Annotated in this window: 16 protein-coding genes; 8 read left to right on the top strand and 8 right to left on the bottom strand. The window is 61.2% G+C overall.

Translation table 11 applies throughout. The annotated features are described in order from the left end of the window. Positions 1-154: 154 nt before the first annotated feature. The 4 genes from GGR30_RS11590 to GGR30_RS11575 are packed head-to-tail and all read right to left on the bottom strand — an operon-like array spanning position 155 to position 4,358. Complete coding sequence (locus GGR30_RS11590) at positions 155-1,072, bottom strand: heme-dependent oxidative N-demethylase family protein (RefSeq protein ID WP_246413780.1); 918 nt, start codon at positions 1,070-1,072, stop codon at positions 155-157. After that, on the bottom strand, positions 1,069-1,356 hold the full coding sequence (locus tag GGR30_RS11585; protein WP_183486414.1) for a YciI family protein: 288 nt from the start codon (positions 1,354-1,356) through the stop codon (positions 1,069-1,071). Before GGR30_RS11585 ends, GGR30_RS11590 begins: the two co-directional genes overlap by 4 nt. A 10-nt stretch (positions 1,357-1,366) precedes the next feature. Further along, the gene (locus tag GGR30_RS11580; RefSeq protein ID WP_183486412.1) at positions 1,367-2,503 is read right to left on the bottom strand and encodes an aminodeoxychorismate synthase component I; all 1,137 of its coding nucleotides are present in this window, start codon (positions 2,501-2,503) and stop codon (positions 1,367-1,369) included. Between the two features lies 1 nt (position 2,504). Beyond that, on the bottom strand, positions 2,505-4,358 hold the full coding sequence (locus tag GGR30_RS11575; protein ID WP_183486410.1) for a M3 family oligoendopeptidase: 1,854 nt from the start codon (positions 4,356-4,358) through the stop codon (positions 2,505-2,507). 377 nt (positions 4,359-4,735) lie between these two features. On the opposite strand from GGR30_RS11575, the gene GGR30_RS11570 reads away from it, so the two are divergent. Then, positions 4,736-6,373, top strand: coding sequence for a peptidoglycan L,D-endopeptidase MepK (locus tag GGR30_RS11570; RefSeq protein ID WP_246413777.1), 1,638 nt, complete (start codon positions 4,736-4,738; stop codon positions 6,371-6,373). A gap of 61 nt (positions 6,374-6,434) precedes the next feature. Beyond that, positions 6,435-6,689 (top strand): ArsR/SmtB family transcription factor, encoded by a 255-nt coding sequence (locus GGR30_RS11565; RefSeq protein ID WP_183486408.1) that lies wholly within the window; start codon positions 6,435-6,437, stop codon positions 6,687-6,689. A 370-nt stretch (positions 6,690-7,059) separates the two neighbouring features. Here the strand turns inward: GGR30_RS11565 and GGR30_RS11560 are convergent, their stop codons facing one another. Then, positions 7,060-8,082 (bottom strand): substrate-binding domain-containing protein, encoded by a 1,023-nt coding sequence (locus GGR30_RS11560; RefSeq protein WP_183486406.1) that lies wholly within the window; start codon positions 8,080-8,082, stop codon positions 7,060-7,062. A gap of 394 nt (positions 8,083-8,476) precedes the next feature. On the opposite strand from GGR30_RS11560, the gene GGR30_RS11555 reads away from it, so the two are divergent. From GGR30_RS11555 to GGR30_RS11535, 5 genes are all read left to right on the top strand, one after another. Then, positions 8,477-9,832 (top strand): ABC transporter substrate-binding protein, encoded by a 1,356-nt coding sequence (locus tag GGR30_RS11555; RefSeq protein ID WP_183486404.1) that lies wholly within the window; start codon positions 8,477-8,479, stop codon positions 9,830-9,832. Between the two features lie 239 nt (positions 9,833-10,071). Next, positions 10,072-11,082, top strand: a complete 1,011-nt coding sequence (locus GGR30_RS11550; RefSeq protein WP_183486402.1) for an ABC transporter permease subunit — start codon at positions 10,072-10,074, stop codon at positions 11,080-11,082. Continuing rightward, complete coding sequence (locus GGR30_RS11545) at positions 11,083-12,225, top strand: carbohydrate ABC transporter permease (protein ID WP_183486400.1); 1,143 nt, start codon at positions 11,083-11,085, stop codon at positions 12,223-12,225. 51 nt (positions 12,226-12,276) lie between these two features. Beyond that, positions 12,277-13,938, top strand: coding sequence for a beta-galactosidase BglA (gene bglA / locus GGR30_RS11540; protein WP_183486398.1), 1,662 nt, complete (start codon positions 12,277-12,279; stop codon positions 13,936-13,938). 18 nt (positions 13,939-13,956) lie between these two features. Continuing rightward, positions 13,957-15,054: an ABC transporter ATP-binding protein gene (locus GGR30_RS11535; protein ID WP_183486396.1), complete on the top strand. Its 1,098-nt coding sequence runs from the start codon at positions 13,957-13,959 to the stop codon at positions 15,052-15,054. 132 nt (positions 15,055-15,186) lie between these two features. Here GGR30_RS11535 and GGR30_RS11530 read toward each other — a convergent pair whose 3' ends face one another. Beyond that, entirely contained in the window at positions 15,187-15,873 is a 687-nt protein-coding gene (locus GGR30_RS11530; protein WP_425488357.1) for an outer membrane protein, read from the bottom strand. Positions 15,874-16,205: 332 nt separating this feature from the next. After that, positions 16,206-16,679, bottom strand: a complete 474-nt coding sequence (locus tag GGR30_RS11525) for a helix-turn-helix domain-containing protein (protein ID WP_183486392.1) — start codon at positions 16,677-16,679, stop codon at positions 16,206-16,208. A gap of 70 nt (positions 16,680-16,749) precedes the next feature. Between GGR30_RS11525 and GGR30_RS11520 the strand changes: the two genes are divergently transcribed. Beyond that, on the top strand, positions 16,750-17,625 hold the full coding sequence (locus GGR30_RS11520; RefSeq protein ID WP_183486390.1) for an aldo/keto reductase: 876 nt from the start codon (positions 16,750-16,752) through the stop codon (positions 17,623-17,625). Positions 17,626-17,666: 41 nt separating this feature from the next. Here the strand turns inward: GGR30_RS11520 and edd are convergent, their stop codons facing one another. Continuing rightward, complete coding sequence (gene edd, locus GGR30_RS11515) at positions 17,667-19,490, bottom strand: phosphogluconate dehydratase (protein ID WP_183486388.1); 1,824 nt, start codon at positions 19,488-19,490, stop codon at positions 17,667-17,669. Between the last annotated feature and the right edge of the window lie 46 nt (positions 19,491-19,536).

Here is a 19,536-nt window from a genome sequence, read left to right as displayed (position 1 = left end):
CTTCTCGGTTAGAACCTGCGCGCAAGGCGAATGCCGCGAACGTAAGGACAAATTGTGACACGGCTATTTTGTTCCGTGGCGTGTCGATCGCGCAAAAAGCGTGACCACAGCCGCAGCCAACAGTAAAGCGGATTTGTCGCCGCCGTTCCAGAAGTCAGTTCAAAACTTCCCGCAGATAAGCCGAAAGCGCGTCGATATCGGCGTCTTTCATGCCCTTGTAGGCGCGTTCTTCCACGGTGAGCCCGTCAAGCTGCTTCAGCATGGCCGAAGCGATTGCACGGGCTTCCGGATGGCGCGCAATCACCGTCAGGGGATCGGCGTAGATCTTGACCGTGAAGATGATGGCGCCGGTTTCCGGCAGGCGACGCAGCGTCTGGCGTTCGACGCGCAGGAAATTTCGGCCGATCGGGCGAACCGGACGGAACGGGTCTTCGGGCAGATGTTTGGAAACCGGCATGGCCAGCGCATCCGACCCCTTGAACGACCAGTTGAACCGCTCGGCCGGAAGGTCGGGCTTCAGATTGTCGAAGATGCGGGTGACCATGGCGGCGTTGCGCGTGCCGCCCTGAAAGCCCGGCACATCGGCATGCACCTCGTCCATGGGTCGGCCGGCCTTTTCGGCCAGCGACCAGGAGGAGGGAAAGGCGATGAAACCTGCCGCTAAATGCCAGTGGCCGTCATGTTTGACGAGGATGGCAAGATCGTCGGCGATCATCAGCCCCGCCCGCATCAGGGGCGGCATGGTCTCGTCGGCAAGGTCGACGCTGCGGCCGGCCACGGTCATCGTCTTGCCGGACAGGCGATAGACGTCGGCGTGATGATCCGCGAGATGCCGGGCGATCATTGCGAGGGCTTCGTTCTGGGCGTCAAGGCTATCGGCTGTCGCCCGAAAGACAGCATCACGCTTCGTTTCGAGAAGGTGCTGCTTCTCATCGAGATAGCGACCGAGCTCGGGCTCCGCTTCCAGCCAGTCCGTTGTCGCAATCTGCGAGAGGCCGATGGAAAAGGGCTTGTAGGCCCGGCCATAGGGCATGAGCCGAAGCGGGCGATCGGCGGTTGCGCTGTCGGTCATGCCTGCTTCAGCCCCGAAACGCTGTCGACCGTCTTCGAGAAATCCACTTCCGTCAGCTCATATCGCGCGACGCCTTCGCTGACGAAAGGATCCGTCTCGCAGATGGCGCGCACTTCATCGAGGCTGCCACTCGCGATGATGACGCCGCCGGTGCGCGGCACCTTGCGCCCGGAGGCAAGGAAAACGCCATCGGCATAGTGCCTGTTCAGCCATGCGAGATGGCCGTCGAAATGCGTCTCGACGGCCTCCATCGGCGCAATATAGGTCAGCGAAATCAAGATCAAGGCGGTCTCCTCAACCAGCCGGCTGGGCAGAAAGGTCGCCGGCGAAACGGGCTTTCAGCAGAGCTTCTTCATATTCGGCGCGTGCGGTCGAATCAAGAACAATGCCGCCGCCGACATTGAAGACGGCGCGACCGTCATCGAAAAGCGTGATCGTGCGGATGGCGACGTTGAACCGCATGGCGCCGTCGGGGGCGATATGACCGATCGCCCCGCAATAGGCCCCGCGCGGCCCGTCCTCCAGCCGGCGCAGGATCTTCATTGCCGAAATCTTCGGCGCGCCGGTGACCGAGCCGCAGGGAAAGAGTGCCGAGAAGATCGCCGCGATACCGGCATCGGCGTTCAGCTTCGCGCGGACATGGCTCACCATCTGGTGGAGCGTGGGGTAGGTCTCGATCTCGAAGAGCTTCGGGACGTGAACGCTGCCGGGCTCGGCAATGCGGGAGATATCGTTGCGCAGGAGGTCGACGATCATGCAGTTTTCCGCAAGCGTCTTTTCATCGTCCAGCATGGCGGCGACGATCGCCTCATCTCCCGCAGCGGTTGTGCCGCGCGGTGCGGTGCCTTTCATCGGATGTGTTTCGATAAAGCCGTTATCGTCGACCTTGAAGAAGAGCTCCGGCGAGCGCGACAGGATCCGCGGACCGGCAAGTTCGAGATAGGCGCCGTAGCGCACCGGCTGGCGTTCGGCGTAGGCGTGGAAGGCGGCCAGCGGATCGCCCTGCCAGCGGGCGTTGATGGGAAAGGTGAGATTGCCCTGGTAGCAGTCTCCGGCCATCAGGTGGGCGTGCAGCGGCTCGAAACGTTTCCGATAGGCGGCAAAATCCCAGGCGGGTTCGAGGTCGAAGAGAAACGGCGTTTCGGAACGCTTCTCCGGCAGGTCCGCCTCTTCCGGCGGATCGAAAACGCCGAAGCAGAGATAGGGCGTTTCGTTCTCGACCGGCGGAAGGTCGGAGAAGGCGGGATCCAGCAGGAACCCCGCCTCATAGGCCACATAGCCGGCGAGCCAGTGACCGGATGCGCGCGCTTCTTCCATGCGCGCGAAAGCCTCCGGCAATTCGTCCGGGTCTTCCGCCACGATCAGCGCATGCGGATCGGAAAATGTCAGCATGCGACCGGCGAGGTCGTCCCGGAAGACGGCGCGCGGCATGCTATTCCTTGTCGAGCGCTTCGAGTTCGTCGATCAGGCCCTCGATCATCGAAAGCCCCTTGCTCCAGAAGGCGGGATCCGAGGCATCAAGGCCGAAGGGCTTCAGCAGTTCGGAATGGTGCTTCGTTCCGCCGGCGGTCAGCATCTCGAAATACTTGTCCTGAAAGCCGCTCTCGGCATTCTGGTAAACCGCATAGAGCGAGTTCACCAGGCAATCGCCAAAGGCATAGGCATAGACGTAGAACGGCGAATGGATGAAGTGAGGGACATAGCTCCAATAGGTTTCATAGCCATCGGCAAGCTTGATCGCCGGTCCGAGGCTTTCGGCCTGCACCGACATCCACATCTCGTTGATCTGGTCTTCCGTCAGTTCGCCTTCGCGGCGGGCCGTGTGGACCTTGCGTTCGAACTGGTAGAAGGCGATCTGGCGTACGACCGTGTTGATCATGTCCTCGACCTTCTGGGCGAGCATCGCCTTCCGCTTCGCCTTGTCGGTCGTCTGGGAAAGCAGCGCGCGGAAGGTCAGCATCTCGCCGAAGACGGACGCGGTCTCGGCGAGCGTCAGCGGGGTCGAGCACATCAGCGCGCCCTGTTTTGCCGCCAGAACCTGATGCACGCCGTGGCCGAGTTCATGGGCAAGCGTCATCACGTCGCGCGGCTTGCCGAGGTAATTGACCAGTACGTAAGGATGGGCGGAGGGCACGGTCGGATGAGCAAACGCGCCTGTGCGTTTTCCCGAGCGGATCGGCGCGTCGATCCACTGTTCGTCGAAGAAGCGCCGCGCAATATCGGCCATCTCCGGCGAAAACGCGCCATAGGCCGAAAGCACCGTGTCACGGGCCTCGTCCCAGGGAATGACGCGTTCGGCGGCATCGGGCAGGGGCGCGTTGCGGTCCCAGTAGTTCATCTGCTCCATGCCGAGCCATTTTGCCTTCATCGCGTAATAGCGATGGGACAGGCGCGGATAGGCCTCGCGCACCGCCTCGGTCAGCGCATCGACAACCTCGCGCTCCACCCGGTTGGAGAGATGACGGCTGTCGGCGATATCCTCGAAGGCATGCCAGCGGCTGTTAATCTCGGTATCTTTCGCCACCGTGTTCATGATCAGCGAGAAGGTCGGCAGATTGTCCTTGAAGGTCGCAGCCAGCGCCTCCGCGGCCTTGCGACGGACGGGCTCCTTCGCATCGCTCAGGAGATTGAGCGTCTTTTCCAGCGGCAGTTCCTCACCGTCGACGGTAAAACGCATGCGATCCATGGTCTGGTCGAACAGGCGGTTGAAAGCCTGGCCGCCGGTCGTCGATTTCTCCATGAACAATTGTTCGATCCGGTCATCCAGCTGATGCGGCTTTTCCAGCCTCAGATCGAGCACCCAGGGATGGTAATGGGCGAAGCGGGCGTCAGCCTCGAGCGCCTTGTTGATCGTTTCCTCATCCAGCCGGTTCAGCTCCAGTTCGAAGAACAGGAGGTCGGCGTAGATTTCGGTGATCCGCGCCGAGGTGTCGCCGTAGAGCTTGCGCAGCGCCGGGTCGGCGGCATTGGCATAATAGGAGAGGCCGGCAAACGAGCCGAGCCGCCCGAGCGTGTCGCCAAGCGCCTCATAGGTCTCGATGGCCGCGCCGAGCCCGTCATCGCCGGTCTTGCCGGCGGCTTCCTCGAGTTTGCCTTTCCACCGGGCCGAAAACGACCGCGCCTTCTTTGCCGCTTCATCAAAGGCATTGTTGAACTCGGGCGAGGAGGCGCCGGGATAAAGATGGGTGAGATCCCATTCGGGCAGGCGGCCCAGGGCCTCGTCGCCGGATTTCGTCGCCTGGGCCGGGCCGCCGGCCGGATTGCGCGGAAATGAAGCGTTGAACATGGGTCTGTCTTTCCTGTTGTTATTCGGTCGCCGCCTCAGGGGCGCGGGGCCTCAACATATGTGTCGCCTGCCGGCCCCGCAATCGGCAGAGGTCAAAATATGCCGGTCCATTGCCCGGTATCCCGTCTGGCACTCTTGCCCGCCGTTGTTGATTTGCGGCAAAGACTTAACGCTTGGGAAAGGCTAAGCGGTTATGTATGGCCCTAGGAATTTAACCAAATGTTGCCTATAAAATGGCAAGTTGAACGTAAGGCGGGAAAATTGCCTCGTTTGCGCCGCATTGGACCTTCAAAACGGTCACCGTCCACAAACCTGAAAGGGCACGGACAGCGCGGGGCACCGACCAAGACATTCAGAGTACCCAGGGAGAGTCCGGTTTGAGTGACCGTTCATCAAGCATATTCCTGCAACGGACAATTGCCGTTCTGGCCTTGCTTGCGGCCATGTTCTGCGTTTTCGGCGTGTCGGAGGCACAGGCCGAAACTCGGACTCTGAAAATCTACTTCATCCATACCGGCGAAAAGGCAGAGATCACCTTCAAGCGCAACGGGCGCTATGACAAGAAGGGACTCGAGCAGCTCAACTGGTTCCTGCGCGACTGGCGGCGCAAGGAACCGACCAATATGAACCCGAAATTGTTCGACCTGGTCTGGGAGGTCTACCAGCAGGTGGGCGCGACCGATTATATCAACGTCGTATCCGCCTATCGCTCGCCCGAGACCAACGCCATGCTGCGCAAGAATTCGTCCGGCGTCGCCAAGAAATCGCAGCACATGCTCGGCAATGCGATGGATTTCTTCATCCCCGGCGTGCCGCTCGCCAAGCTGCGGGCGACGGCGATGAAGCTGCAGCGCGGCGGCGTCGGCTATTATCCGAGCTCCGGTTCGCCTTTCGTCCATCTCGATGTGGCAAGCGTTCGCGCCTGGCCGCGCATGAGCCGCAGCCAGCTTGTGGCGCTCTTTCCTGAAGGTCATACGCTGCATCTGCCCTCCGACGGCAAGCCGCTTCCCGGCTATCAGGACGCGCTGGCTGAATACAAGTCCAAGGGCAGTGTTTCCGGGTCTGAACCCGTGCGCGTCGCCAGCAATGATGACGGTGACGAGGACGAACGTCCGAACCTGCTTTCAATGCTGTTCAACCGCAACAATTCCGGCAATGACGATGATGCGGGAAGCAGCCAGCGACAGCGCACGGCAACGCCTTCGCGCCAGAGCGCGCCGCAGCCGTCCGCGCCCCAGCAGCGTCCCGTCGATATCCTGACGGCAGCCGTCAGTTTCGACAATCTCGATATACCACTGCCGCTTTCCCGTCCCGGCGCCGACAACGCGGATCTCGGCACGCCGCTCGCCACGGCGCTGGTCGACCCCAACCCGCCCGAGGCCGAACCCGCTCTGGCGATTGCGGCCAATATTCCGGTCCCGCAGTCACGGCCGGCCTCGCTTGGCGAGCAACAAGGCATGTCGGTGTCCGACGTACTGGTCGCCGAGGCAGCGTCGCCCGTCGAGCAAGCCCCGGTCGAGGTTGCCTCGCTCGGCGGCGGAGAATTCGAGCAAGACCGTTTCGGTCTGTTTGACGGCGAGGTTCCTGTGCCCAGTCCGCGTCTTGCCTATGCGGGGCTAGACCAGGGCGCGACGATTACGCCGGAACAGCTCCAGGCCGCCGGCCGGGCGCGCGCCGCTGTTCCCGAGCCTGCGCGGAACCCGCGCAAGGCGGCACAAAGCGAGCTTGCGCGCAAGCTTGCGGAAATGGGCGAGACGACCGAAGTCGCCTATAGCGAGGAAAGCGATTTCCGGGTGCTGTTCCGCCCGACGGCGGCGCGAATCAACGCGACGGCTCCCGATGGGCCGATGAAGGGCGCCCGCCCGGGTTCGATCGCGCCAACGGCGGCTGACGATCTTTCCATGCAAAGTAATAGTGCGGATGTCGAACTGCAATCTGCAAGTCTTGCAAGTTCAAATGGCGGGAAAACAGGGCAACGTTCAATTGTTGACTATTTTGATCAAGAAAGATTTTGAAGACTACTTTTGAACGTATGGAGTACTTGTCGCACGGATAACTTTAACGTAATATGTCGACATGAGCACCTCAGACCCTTTTGTCGCTATTGCCGACCCCAATCGCCGCCATCTCCTGATGGCATTAAGGCGTGAGCCGAAAACGGTGACCGAGCTTTCGGAAGGGTTACCGATCAGCCGTCCGGCTGTCTCCCAACACCTCAAGGCTTTGCTTGACAGCAAGCTCGTGCGCGTGACGCCGGTCGGCACGAAACGGTTCTACGCCATCAATCCCGAAGGCTTTTCCGCACTGAGCGGCTGGATTCGGCAATTCTGATAACCGGGATTGCCGAAAAAAAACGGTGGTCGGAACGGCAAGATGGACGTCGCACGTTATCTTGTGTTGCGCGTCTGCGTCGGCATTTTTGCCCGTAACCCTGCATGTTTTTCGAGCATTTCGCGGATGACGGATGGAATCGGCCGATGTCCGCTAAAGCACGTTATAACAAATAGATAGAACGGATTTGCATTTCCGTGGAACGTGATTCGCTCTGAAGACCTGGTTGCGTCCTGCTGCTTGTGGTGGGCGATGCTGATTTGCAGCGGTGCGCAAGACATCGCCCCGGTCGCCGGATCATTTCACAATGCCGTTTCCGCGAAGGGTGCCCGTTCGGCCCTGCCTATCTGCCAAGGTGCTATGCTGCCCTTCAGTCCGGCGCCCGTCCGGTGGAGGCGCGGACGACCAGTTCCGGGCGCCACAATTCCTGGACATCGTCCTTCTCTAGCCCGTTGACGCGGTGGATCAGCCGCTCGGCGACGCGTTTTCCCGCCGTGCGCAGCGACGAGCGGGTGGTGGTCAGCGGCACGGAGAAGAGTTCGGGCCGCAGCAGAGGCAGAACGTCGTCATAGGAAATCAACGAGACGTCCTTTCCGAGTTGAAGACCCGCCTGCGAAACGGCGCGGACGATGCCGAGCGCCTGCACCATGCTGGAGCAGAGCATCGCCGTTGGGGTGTCTTCGCCGGAGAGAAAGCGTTCGGCCGCGCGCTGTCCGTCGGCCTCTGTCATCTGGGCGGAGACGTGGAAACGTTCATCGAGGCTGAGACCCGCTTCCGCCAGCGCCTTGATGACGCCGTCGCGCCGGCGGATGGCGAAGCCGAACTTCTCATCGCCGTTGATAAGGCCGATGCGGCGATGGCCGAGCTGCAGCAGAAGTCGGGTGGCGTCGTAGAAGGCCGCCTCATTGTCGACGTCGAGCGAGGGATAGGGGTGTGGCGGATCGAAGAAGCGGCCGTGAACGATGAAGGGCAGGCCGAAGGATTCCATCAGGTCGATCTTGCTGTCCTGCTCGCGAATATAGGCAAGGCATAGCCCGTCGACATAGCCGCTGGTTGCCAGGCTTCGAAGCGCGGAGACCTCGTCGGCGGGGTCGGACGGCATGACCACCAGGTGGAAGTCCTCGGCTTGGGCCTTCTCGCCCAGCCCGCTCAGGAACTCGCCGAAATGCAGATCGGAGATCACCTGGTCGCCGATCGGCATCAAAAGGCCGATGGACCCGGCCTTGCCGGTGGCCAGGCGCTGGGCGGTGCGGTTCGGCCGGTAGCCGGTCTCGCGCGCCGCCTTCAGCACGCGCTCACGGGTCGCGGCGTTTACCTCGGGATATCCGTTCAGGGCCCGGCTGACAGTCGTCGGCGAAAGGCCGAGCCGCGCCGACAATTGTTTCAGGTTCACTCCCGTTTCCTCCCCGGAGGCACGTAACACAAAAAAAATTGTGAAACCTAGTGCGCTCCAAAACGTTTACCTGCAAGGATGGTTCCGCGGAAATCCGTACGGCTCGCTTGTGCGCCGTCGCGCATAGCGTGCAAGGACCTCTTTGGCCGTTTCCAAAGCGGTTTGGCTTTTTTATCAAGCCTTGCCCTCCGAAGGGAAGTCTTTTTCGCGATGGTTTGACAGAAAAATGCCATTAGGCGCGAAAAAACGCCAAAATTCGGACCTGATTTACGGAAAGGGGTTGACTCAGACCCGTCACACGAGAATTCTCTGGAGATGTCAAAGCGCTTTGGATAAAGTGTTGTCTGACAACCGAAACCCTTGAGAGGGTTGAATGTGATGGGAGGTAAATCACATGCATAAAGTTCTGTTGACGGGCGTAGCCTCGCTCGCCCTCGTCGCCGGCGCGGCCCAGGCTGCCGATCTGAAATTCGCCCCCGGCGAGGATTCCCGCTTCAACTGGGACAGCTTTACCCAGTTCTCCGATTCCCATGATCTGAGCGGACAGACGCTGACGATCTTTGGCCCCTGGCTCGGCCCCGACAAGGATCTGATCGAGAGCGTTCTTGCCTATTTCGAAGAGGCAACCGGCGCCAACGTCGAATATTCCGGCTCCGACTCCTTCGAGCAGCAGATCGTCATCGACACCCAGGCCGGCAGCCCGGCCAATATCGCCGTCTTCCCGCAGCCCGGCCTCGCCGCCGACCTCGCGGCCAAGGGCTTTCTGACGGAGCTGCCCGCTGCAGCCGGCGAATTCCTGTCGGAAAAATATGCCGCCGGTCAGTCCTGGGTCGATCTTTCGACCTATGATGGCCCCGACGGCGAGCCCGGCCTCTATGTTTTCCCGTACAAGGCCGACCTGAAGTCGCTTGTCTGGTACGTTCCGGACAATTTCGACGATGCCGGCTATGATGTTCCGGAGACCATGGAAGACCTGAAGGCGCTGACCGAGCAGATCGTCGCCGACGGCGGCACGCCCTGGTGCATCGGTCTGGGCTCCGGCGGCGCGACCGGCTGGCCGGCCACCGACTGGGTCGAGGACATGATGCTGCGCACGCAGCCGCCGGAAGTCTATGACCAGTGGGTCTCGAACGAAATTCCGTTCAACGATCCGCGCGTCGTCAACGCGATCGACGAGTTCGGCTGGTTCGCCAAGAACGACAAGTTCGTTGACGGCGGCGCTGCGGCCGTTGCTGCGACCGACTTCCGCGACAGCCCGAAGGGTCTCTTCGACAGCCCGCCGAAGTGCTACATGCACAAGATGGCCTCGTTCATCCCGTCCTTCTTCCCGGAAGGCACCGAGCTTGGCCTTGATGCCGACTTCTTCTACTTCCCGGCTTATGAAGGCGAAGACCTCGGCAGGCCCGTTCTCGGCGCCGGCACGCTGTTCGGCATTACCAACGACAGCCCTGCCGCCGAGGCCTTCATCGAGTTTCTCGAAACGCCGATCGCGCATGAGGTCTGGATGGCCCAGTCCGGCTTCCTGACGCCTTTCAAGGACGTCAACCCGGAAGCTTACGCCAATGACACGCTGCGCGGCGAAGGCCAGATCCTGACCGAAGCCACCACCTTCCGCTTCGACGGTTCCGACCTGATGCCCGGCAAGATCGGCGCAGGCGCGTTCTGGACCGGCATGATCGACTATGTCGGCGGCCAGTCGGCGGAAGAGGCGGCGACCGAAATCCAGAACTCCTGGGATACGCTGAAGTAACGGTCGTCAAACCGGTTGTGTTTTGTCATACTGCACCGGGCCGAGATCGGCCCGGTGCGCTACTCCTCGAAAATGAGATAGCGCGGTAGCGCACTGTTCCGAAGACACGCATGGACAGAAACCTGCGCGTCTTGCGGCTGGGTTCGGCTCGCCTCCGGCGGGCGTCGAAAAGCTGAGAAGACAAGAACAGAACGGTCCGGCGAACTCAGTTTCATATCCGTTCTAGGGAGACAAACGGCGTGGAACAGATTTTAAAAGCCTTGTTGGCTGTGGTCATCGGCGTCGCTGCGGCGGTGCTCTATTTCTACGGGTCCAACAAGATACTCGACCTGATTTTCCCTTCGCAGACGAAGGACCCGGCCGACGGCGCGCGCAATCTGCGCATCTCGGGCATGATAAGGCCCTGGCTGTTTCTCGGTCCGGCGCTTTTGTCGCTTGGCATCTACCTTGTCTATCCTGTCGTTGCCTCTGCCTGGATTTCCTTCAGGGGGCCGACCGGCGATAATTTCGTCGGTCTCGCCAATTACCGCTGGATGTTCGGGGATTCCGAATTCCGCCAGTCGATGTTCAACAACATGCTCTGGCTGATCTTCGTGCCGGCGCTGTCGACCTTTTTCGGCCTGATCATCGCATGGCTGACGGACCGCATCTGGTGGGGCTCCTTTGCCAAGATGATGATCTTCATGCCGATGGCGATCTCCTTCGTCGGCGCCTCGGTCATCTGGAAATTCGTCTATGATTACCGCGGCGAAGGCAGCGACCAGATCGGCATCCTGAACGCGATTGTCGTCGCCATGGGCGGCGAGCCGCATGTGTGGATCGCCATGCCCTTCTGGAACAATTTCTTCCTGATGGTCATCCTTTTGTGGATCCAGACCGGCTTTGCCATGGTGCTCCTGTCCGCAGCCTTGCGCGGCATCCCGGAGGAAACCATCGAAGCCGCCGTCATCGACGGCGCCAACGGGGTGCAGATATTCTTCAAGATCATGATCCCGCAGATCTACAACACCATCGCGGTCGTCTGGACCACGATCACCATCATTGTCCTGAAGATCTTCGATATCGTTCTCGCGATGACCAACGGGCAATGGGATACGCAAGTGCTCGCCAATCTCATGTTCGACTGGATGTTCCGCGGCGGCGGCGATTTCGGCCGTGGCGCCACGATCGCCATCGTCATCATGGTCCTGGTTATCCCGATCATGATCTGGAACATCCGCAACGCGCGCAAAGAGATGGAGGGCAGGTAAATGTATTCGCACAAGAAATCACCGCTTGTCTGGTTCTCGCATATCACCGTCCTTGTTCTCGTGGTGCTGTGGACCATCCCGACCTTCGGGCTGCTGGTCACGTCGCTGCGCGACAAGGACCAGATCGTTGCCTCCGGCTGGTGGACCTCGCTTGCAACCTCGACGCAGAACCTGATCTACCGCACGCCGGGCGAAGCCGGGCAGACGGAAGAGGGCGGCCTCTACATCAATGTCGGCAATGCGCTGGAAGGCAGCTCCGGCAAGGTTTCGCGCTTCGGCACGTCCTCGCTTCGTCCGGAAGAATTCGAGGTCGGCCAGACCGTCGACCTCGATGACGGGATGCAGCTCACCGTCGAGGAAAACGGCGACTATCGCCTGACCTCGCCGGAACCCTTCGGCAGGCGCGGCGAGCGGATTTTCGTTACCGCCGAGATCCCGCCGCGCTTCACGCTTGAAAACTATCGCAACGTGCTGACGGCGGAGGGCATCGGCCAGTCCTTCCTGAACTCGCTGACGGTTGCCATCCCCTCGACCATCATTCCGGTGCTGGTGGCGGCCTATGCGGCCTATGCGCTCTCGTGGATGAAATTTCCCTTCCGCAACCTGCTTCTGGCTATCGTCGTCGGCCTGCTCGTCGTGCCGCTGCAGATGTCGCTGATCCCGCTTCTGAAGATGTATAATTACATCGGGCAGACATTCGATGTTCCGGCCAAGACCTATGTCGGCATATGGCTCGCGCATATGGGCTTCGGTCTGCCTCTGGCGATCTACCTGTTGCGCAACTACATCGCCGGCCTGCCGCGCGAACTGATGGAATCGGCGCGCGTCGATGGCGCGAACGATTTCACCATCTTCAACAAGATCATTCTGCCCTTGTCCTATCCGGCGCTCGCCTCCTTCGCGATCTTCCAGTTCCTGTGGACCTGGAACGACCTTCTGGTGGCGACCGTGTTCCTCGGCAATTCCGAGCAGACGATCGTGCTGACGGCGCGATTGAGAGAGTTGCTGGGTTCCAGGGGCGGTAACTGGGAGATCCTGACGGCATCGGCCTTCGTGTCGATCATCGTGCCCCTGATCGTGTTCTTTGCCCTGCAGCGCTATCTCGTGCGCGGCCTTCTGGCCGGTTCGGTCAAGGGCGGCTGATGGCCGTCCGCGAGCGAAAACCGTGACATCAGGATACAGAAAAGAAAAACAATGACCGAACCCAATATCAACCAAGCGGACAAGGACTGGTGGCGCGGCGCCGTCATCTATCAGATTTATCCGCGTTCCTTCCAGGATTCCGACGGCGACGGCGTCGGCGACATCCGCGGCATTGCCGACCGGCTCGATTACATCGCCGGGCTCGGCGCCGATGCCATCTGGATCTCGCCCTTCTTCACCTCGCCGATGAAGGATTTCGGCTATGACGTGTCGAACTACAAGGACATCGATCCGATGTTCGGCACGCTTTCCGATTTCGATCAGATGATCGAGAAGGCCCATGAACTCGGCCTCAAGATCATGATCGACCTCGTGCTCTCCCACACGTCAGACCAGCACCCCTGGTTCATGGAAAGCCGCGCGAACCGCGACAATCCGAAGGCCGACTGGTATGTCTGGGCGGATGCGAAGCCCGATGGCTCTGCGCCCAATAACTGGCTGTCGATCTTCGGCGGATCGGCCTGGCAGTGGGACAGCCGCCGCCTGCAATATTACATGCACAATTTCCTGGTCTCGCAGCCGGATCTGAACTTCCACAATCCGGACGTTCAGGACGCGTTGCTCGACGCGGCCCGTTTCTGGCTGGAGCGCGGCGTCGATGGCTTCCGGCTCGATACGATCAACTTCTATTTCTGCGACAAGGAATTGCGCGACAATCCGGCGCTGGCGCCCGAACTCAGGAACGACAGCACGGCGCCCGCCGTCAATCCCTATAACTACCAGGAACATCTCTACGACAAGAGCCGGCCGGAGAACCTCGCATTCCTGAAGCGCCTTCGTGCGCTGATGGAGGAGTATCCGGCGATCGCCGCCGTCGGCGAGGTGGGCGACAGCCAGCGCGGTCTCGAGATCGTCGGCGAATATACCTCCGGCGATGACAAGATGCAGATGTGCTACGCCTTCGAATTCCTGGCGCCGCAGAAGGTGACGCCGAAGCGCGTGATCGACTCGATCAATGCTTTCGACGCTGCCGCCCCCGAGGGCTGGGCCTGCTGGGCATTCTCCAACCACGATGTCGTTCGCCATCTCACCCGCTGGGGCGCGGATGTCGCCGACCAGACGGCCTATGCCAAGATGCTGGGCGCCCTGTTGATGACGCTGAAGGGCTCGATCTGCCTCTATGAGGGCGAGGAACTGGGCCTCACCGAAGCCGATATCGCCTTTGAGGACCTGCAGGATCCTTACGGCATCGAGTTCTGGCCGGAGTTCAAGGGGCGCGACGGGTGCCGCACGCCGATGGTCTGGCAGGCGGGCGCGGCCAATGCCGGCTTCTCGACGGCGGACAAGACCTGGCTTCCGGTCTCTGCCGACCATGTGATGAAGGCGGTTGATGTGCAGGCCGGCAATCCGGCTTCCATTCTCGAGCACTACCGCCGCTTCCTCGCTTTCCGCAAGGCCCATCCGGCCCTTGCCAAGGGCGCGATCCGTTTCCTCGCCTCCGGCGATGACGCGGTGCTGGTCTTTGCCCGCGAGCTTGCGGACGAAACGGTCCTCTGCGTTTTCAACATGTCGGCCGAGCCGGCAACGGTCCGCCTGCCCGAAGGCGCATGGACCGCGTTTTCAACCGGCGACCACGGTTTCTCCGCTGAGGAGGACGGGACCATGGTACAACTTCCTGCCTGGGGCGGCTATTTCGCCCGCCAAGGAGCATAAGGGACAAAGGGGCGAAAGATGACTGGTGTTACCCTCAATAAGGTCAAGAAATCCTACGGCAATGTCGAGGTGCTTCACGGCGTCGACCTCGACATCAATCCCGGCGAGTTCGTCGTCTTTGTCGGTCCGTCCGGCTGCGGCAAGTCAACGCTGTTGCGGATGATCGCGGGTCTGGAGGAAATCTCCGGCGGCGAAATTTCGATCGACGGGCAGGTCGTTAACCAGATCCCGCCCTCCAAGCGCGGCATCGCCATGGTGTTCCAGACCTATGCGCTTTATCCGCACATGTCCGTCTATGACAACATGGCCTTCGGCATGCGGATCGCCAAGGAAAGCAAGGAAGAGATCGACCGGCGCGTCAGGGCTGCGGCCGAAATGCTGCAGATCACGCCCTATCTCGATCGCCTGCCCAAGGCGCTTTCCGGCGGCCAGCGCCAGCGCGTGGCGATCGGCCGGGCGATCTGCCGTGATCCGAAGGTGTTCCTGTTCGACGAGCCGCTTTCGAACCTCGACGCGGCGCTGCGCGTCGCGACCCGTATCGAGATCGCCAAGCTCAACAGCAAGATGTCCGAGACGACGATGATCTACGTGACCCACGACCAGGTGGAGGCGATGACGCTTGCCGACCGGATCGTGGTGCTTTCGGGCGGCTATATCGAGCAGGTCGGCCCGCCGCTGGAACTCTACGAGCGTCCGGCGAACCTGTTCGTCGCCCAGTTCATCGGCTCGCCGGCCATGAACATCATGCCGGCCAAGATCACCCGTACGGGCGAGACGACCGAGATCGAACTCAAGGACGGCAAGCGCCTCGAAGTTCCGGTCAAGACGCCGGAAGGGGATCTGGGCAAGAGCGCCAGCTTCGGCGTCCGTCCGGAGGATGTGCGCGAGGCAGAAGAGGGCGAGGACTTCCTGTTTGAAGGCAAGGTCTCGATCATCGAGGCGCTCGGCGAGGTCACGCTCATCTATATCGAGGGCGAGCTCATTGACGAGGACCCGATCATCGTCAAGCTTCCCGGCATTCACGAGGGCAGGCCCGGCGACACGATGCGGTTTGCCGCAGATCCGGAGAAGCGCCATCTCTTTGACGAGAAGGGCCACAGCTACCTCTATCGCTGATCCGTACGCAGCAAGATGCTGACAGCAAAAAGCCCCGCCGGTGAAACCGGCGGGGCTTCTTCTTTCCGGCGTGGGAGGAGGGTACGCCGGAAAAGCGGTGCAGGGCGGGAGAGAAGAGCCCTGCCTTGCCTATCAGAACTTGTAACCGACGCGGGCCATTACGCGGTTGGACGTGTAGTCCTTGGCTTCAAAGCCGGCCAGCGCGCCATCGAAGTCCTTCTTGCCGAAGTCCGTGTAACGGTACTCGAGACCACCGAAGAGGTTGTCGGTGAAGGCGTAGTCGAGACCGGCGCCGACCGTCCAGCCGTTGAAGGCCTGGTTCTGGGTTTCGCCATTGCCTTCGATATAGCCGTTGGCGATCGCCCAGCCGCCCGTGGCGTAAAGCAGGGCATTGTCAAAGGCGTAACCGACGCGGCCGCGAACCGATCCTTCCCAGTCGGAACCGGCCTTCACGCTGTAAGGTAGACCGACATTGTAGGACTGCTCATTCCAGTTGTAGTCGAGCTCGCCTTCGACACCGAGAACGATGTTGTTGTCGAGCTGGTAGTTGTAGCCGGCAAAGCCGCCGAGCTTGCCACCATTGAAATCGTCATTGCCGACCTGGGCGCCGTTGTAGTGCAAGTTCGCGGTCGCCCAGTCGTAACCGCCGGTGCCACCGAGGTAGAAGCCGGACCAGTTGAAGGTCTGGGGGATGACCTGCGGGGCAACATAGGGTTCGGCCGGTGCCGGCGTGGCGACGACATCGGCAGCTTCTGCGGAGGCGGCCATTGCGACAATCGCGGCGGAAGCGAGAAGAATTTTCTTCATAACAGTCTCCATCTTGTCATTCGATGAGGGAGAAATGGTTTAGATGATCAATCGTTCAATTAAATTTCCCGCTTCTATGTCACATCGGCTGTTGCTGTTGCCATAATGCGACACTTCCGGATTGTGCGATTGATCTCATAACCCCCAAACGAAAAGGGCCGGGAATTTGTTTCCCGTGGCCTCCGATTAGAGATTGCGTGTGGTGATTTAGTGGCAGCAAAGCGCAGGGATTGAGGCAGCCGATCACGGTTTGAATCAGCGTGTTAACGATCTCGGGAGCGTTGGCGTTAGGGGGCAGTCAGGGAGCGGCCTGTCAGCCGGCGGATCGCCACTCTGCGGTGCCGTCAGCGTTTCAGCTTGTCGCCATCACCATTGAGCGGAAGGCCACTACTGCGCAGTCCCTCGCCGCTGACCGGGGCCCTGACGAGTGCGTAATCGAGAAAATCCGGCGGCGGCCCCTGCCGCCCCTCGCGCATCCAGGTCATTTTGTCGGTGACATAGGCGGTCATGCCATCGAGCGCCAATTTCTTGTCCTCAAGTTCCTGCAGGATTGACCTCTGGATCTCTTTCGCGCGCTCCGGCGTGATCCCCGATTTGCGCTCTTCCTCATTCAGGGCAGCGATCTGACGAAGAGACATGCCGAGCGATTGCGCAACCCGGATGAAGCGGGCCATCGCCACGTCACTCTCGGAGAAGATCCGATAGGGATTGCTGCCGCCCTTCAGGCCCTGTTCGGGCTGGAGAAGGCCGCGCTTGATGTAGAAATGGATCGTGTCCCGGGGAAGCCCGGTCTTGTCGGAAAATTCGGAGATCAGCATCGCACATCATTGACCATGGACCATGCTCCACACTTACGAGATCTGGAGCACGAAGAAAAGGAGACCGAGAATGACAACGGAAAAAAGCGGCACATTCGGTATCGGCGGCGACCTGCCCGTCACACGCATGGGGTTTGGCGCCATGCGGCTGACAGGCGAACTGGTGTGGGGCCCGCCCGAGGACGAAGCCGAGGCGCGCCGTATTCTGCGGCGGGCGGTTGAACTCGGCGTCAACCTGATCGACACCGCCGATGTCTATGGGCCGGAACACAATGAACGGATCATCCGCGAGGCTCTGCATCCCTACCCCGAGGACCTGGTGATCGCCACCAAGGGCGGCCTTCTGCGGGCCGGCCGCGGAACGCGGGAAAACCTGATGATCTCGCATGATGCCGGGGAAGCCCATATCCGAGAGGCCGTGGAAGGCAGTCTGCACAGGCTCGGCATCGAGCGCATCGACCTCTACCAGCTGCATAGGATCGACCCTGAAGTCCCGGTCGAGGACACGATGGGTGTTTTCAGAGCACTGCGTGAAGAAGGCAAGATCCGCCACGTCGGGCTTTCGGAAGTCAGCGTGGCGGAAATAGAGAGGGCAAGAAGCGTGGTCGAGATCGCGACCGTGCAGAACCACTACAATCTTGCTGATCGGAGCTATGAGGATGTCCTGGCCTATTGCGAGGAACACGGCATCGGCTTCATGCCCTTTTATCCCTTGAACGCCGGTGCGCTTGCGGTCGATGCCACCGCGACGGCGATTGCCGAACGTCTCGGCGCAACAAAGGCGCAGGTGGCGCTTGCCTGGCTGCTGGCGCGCTCTGCGAACATGTTGCTCATCCCCGGTACGGGGTCGATCGACCATCTCGAGGAAAATATCGGCGCGAGCGCCCTTGCTCTATCATCCGAGGACTTCGCCGCACTCGATGCGGCCGGTCAGAAACCGGGCTGATTGAGAGAAAGGCCACCGGCACTTGGCCGGCGGCCGGAATTTCAGCCGAAGACGACGCTTGCGCCTTCGTCGGCGGTGCCGACATGGTGGCGGAAGGGGGCGAAGAGCTCACGGCCCATGCCGAATTCATTGCCGGAGAGATCGGCGGTCGCGACCTCGCGGCTATCGAATTCTTCGGCGGGAACGAGCGCCTCAAGCGTGCCGTTCTCGGCATCGAGCCGCAGCATGTCGCCGTCGCGGATCCTGGCGATCGGTCCGCCATCCTTCGCCTCGGGGGTCACGTGGATCGCCGCGGGCACCTTGCCTGATGCGCCCGACATGCGGCCATCGGTGACGAGCGCCACCTTGTAGCCGCGGTCCTGCAGCACGCCGAGCGGCGGCGTCAGCCGATGCAGTTCGGGCATGCCGTTCGACTTCGGCCCCTGGAAGCGTACCACAGCGATGAAATCACGGTTGAGCTCGCCGGCCTTGAAGGCGGTCTGCAGGTCCTGCTGGTCGTGGAAAACGACCGCCGGGGCCTCGATGATGCGGCGCTCCGGTTTGACGGCGGAGATCTTGATCACGCCCTTGCCGATATTGCCCTTCAGCATCTTCAGCCCGCCATTGGGCTGGAACGGCTTGTCATGGGTGGTCAGGACCTTCGGATCGGCACTCGGGCCGTTGCCGATCGTCTCGCGGCTGACGGTGCCGTTTTCGCCGAGCTTCACGTCGATCGCATAGGCCTCCATGCCCTCGCCGAAGACGGTGCGGACATCGTCGTGCAGGAAGCCGGCGTTCAGCAATTGGCGGATCAGATAACCCATGCCGCCAGCGGCGTGGAAGTGGTTCACATCGGCAAGGCCGTTGGGATAGACGCGCGCCAGCAGCGGCACGATGTCGGAAAGGTCGGAAATATCCTGCCAGGTGAGCTGGATGCCGCCGGCTCTCGCCATGGCAATCAGGTGCATGGTGTGGTTGGTCGAGCCGCCCGTAGCATGCAGGCCGACGACACCGTTGACGATCGAGCGCTCGTCGATCATCTGGCCGACAGGCGTGAACTCATTGCCGTTGACGGTGATGGCGAAGGCGCGCTTGACCGCTTCCTTCGTCAGCGCATCGCGCAGCGGCGTGTTCGGGTTGATGAAGGAGGAGCCCGGCATGTGCAGACCCATCATCTCCATCAGCATCTGGTTGGAATTGGCCGTGCCGTAGAAGGTGCAGGTGCCGGGTCCGTGATAGGATTTCGATTCCGATTCCAGCAGCTCCTTGCGGCCGACCTTGCCTTCCGCATAGAGCTGGCGGATCTGCGACTTCTCGTCATTGCCCTGGCCGGTGGTCATCGGGCCTGCGGGAATGAAGATCGTCGGCAGGTGGCCGAAGGTCAGCGCCGCCATGGCAAGTCCGGGCACGATCTTGTCGCAGACGCCGAGATAGACGGCCGCGTCGAACATGTTGTGGGAGAGCCCGACGGCAGCCGCCATGGCGATCAGGTCGCGGGAGAAAAGCGACAGTTCCATACCCGGCTGGCCCTGGGTCACGCCGTCGCACATGGCCGGCACGCCGCCGGCAACCTGGGCAACGCCGCCGGCTTCGCGCGCGGCCTCGCGGATCATTTCCGGAAAGACCTCGAACGGCTGATGCGCCGAGAGCATGTCGTTGTAGGCCGTGATGATGCCGAGATTGGGCACGCTGTCACCCGACAACGCGTCCTTTTCGGCGGGGGAACAGACGGCAAAGCCATGGGCGAGATTGCCGCAGGACAGGACCGAGCGGTGCACGCCCTTGGAAATGGCCTGGCTGACGCGATCGAGATAGGCTTCGCGCGTGGGTTTGGATCGCTCGACGATGCGGGCGGTGATCTCTGCAATGCGGGGATCGGCGGTCATGGGCTTTTCCTGTTTTCAGAAGAAACGCGGAAGGCGCCCGGCAGAA

This window comes from Martelella radicis (genome assembly GCF_014196625.1).
GTDB lineage: Bacteria > Pseudomonadota > Alphaproteobacteria > Rhizobiales > Rhizobiaceae > Martelella > Martelella radicis.
Note: the sequence above shows the minus strand (reverse complement) of the source record. Positions and strands in the feature narration are given on the sequence as shown.

Coding starts and splice junctions, on each gene's coding strand:
- GGR30_RS11545 (WP_183486400.1), top strand. CDS start 11,083: ATGTATTCGCACAAGAAATCACCGCTTGTCTGGTTCTCGCATATCACC.
- bglA (WP_183486398.1), top strand. CDS start 12,277: ATGACCGAACCCAATATCAACCAAGCGGACAAGGACTGGTGGCGCGGC.
- GGR30_RS11565 (WP_183486408.1), top strand. CDS start 6,435: ATGAGCACCTCAGACCCTTTTGTCGCTATTGCCGACCCCAATCGCCGC.
- GGR30_RS11525 (WP_183486392.1), bottom strand. CDS start 16,679: ATGCTGATCTCCGAATTTTCCGACAAGACCGGGCTTCCCCGGGACACG.
- GGR30_RS11575 (WP_183486410.1), bottom strand. CDS start 4,358: ATGTTCAACGCTTCATTTCCGCGCAATCCGGCCGGCGGCCCGGCCCAG.
- GGR30_RS11590 (WP_246413780.1), bottom strand. CDS start 1,072: ATGACCGACAGCGCAACCGCCGATCGCCCGCTTCGGCTCATGCCCTAT.
- GGR30_RS11520 (WP_183486390.1), top strand. CDS start 16,750: ATGACAACGGAAAAAAGCGGCACATTCGGTATCGGCGGCGACCTGCCC.
- GGR30_RS11580 (WP_183486412.1), bottom strand. CDS start 2,503: ATGCCGCGCGCCGTCTTCCGGGACGACCTCGCCGGTCGCATGCTGACA.
- GGR30_RS11535 (WP_183486396.1), top strand. CDS start 13,957: ATGACTGGTGTTACCCTCAATAAGGTCAAGAAATCCTACGGCAATGTC.
- edd (WP_183486388.1), bottom strand. CDS start 19,490: ATGACCGCCGATCCCCGCATTGCAGAGATCACCGCCCGCATCGTCGAG.
- GGR30_RS11555 (WP_183486404.1), top strand. CDS start 8,477: ATGCATAAAGTTCTGTTGACGGGCGTAGCCTCGCTCGCCCTCGTCGCC.
- GGR30_RS11530 (WP_425488357.1), bottom strand. CDS start 15,873: ATGGAGACTGTTATGAAGAAAATTCTTCTCGCTTCCGCCGCGATTGTC.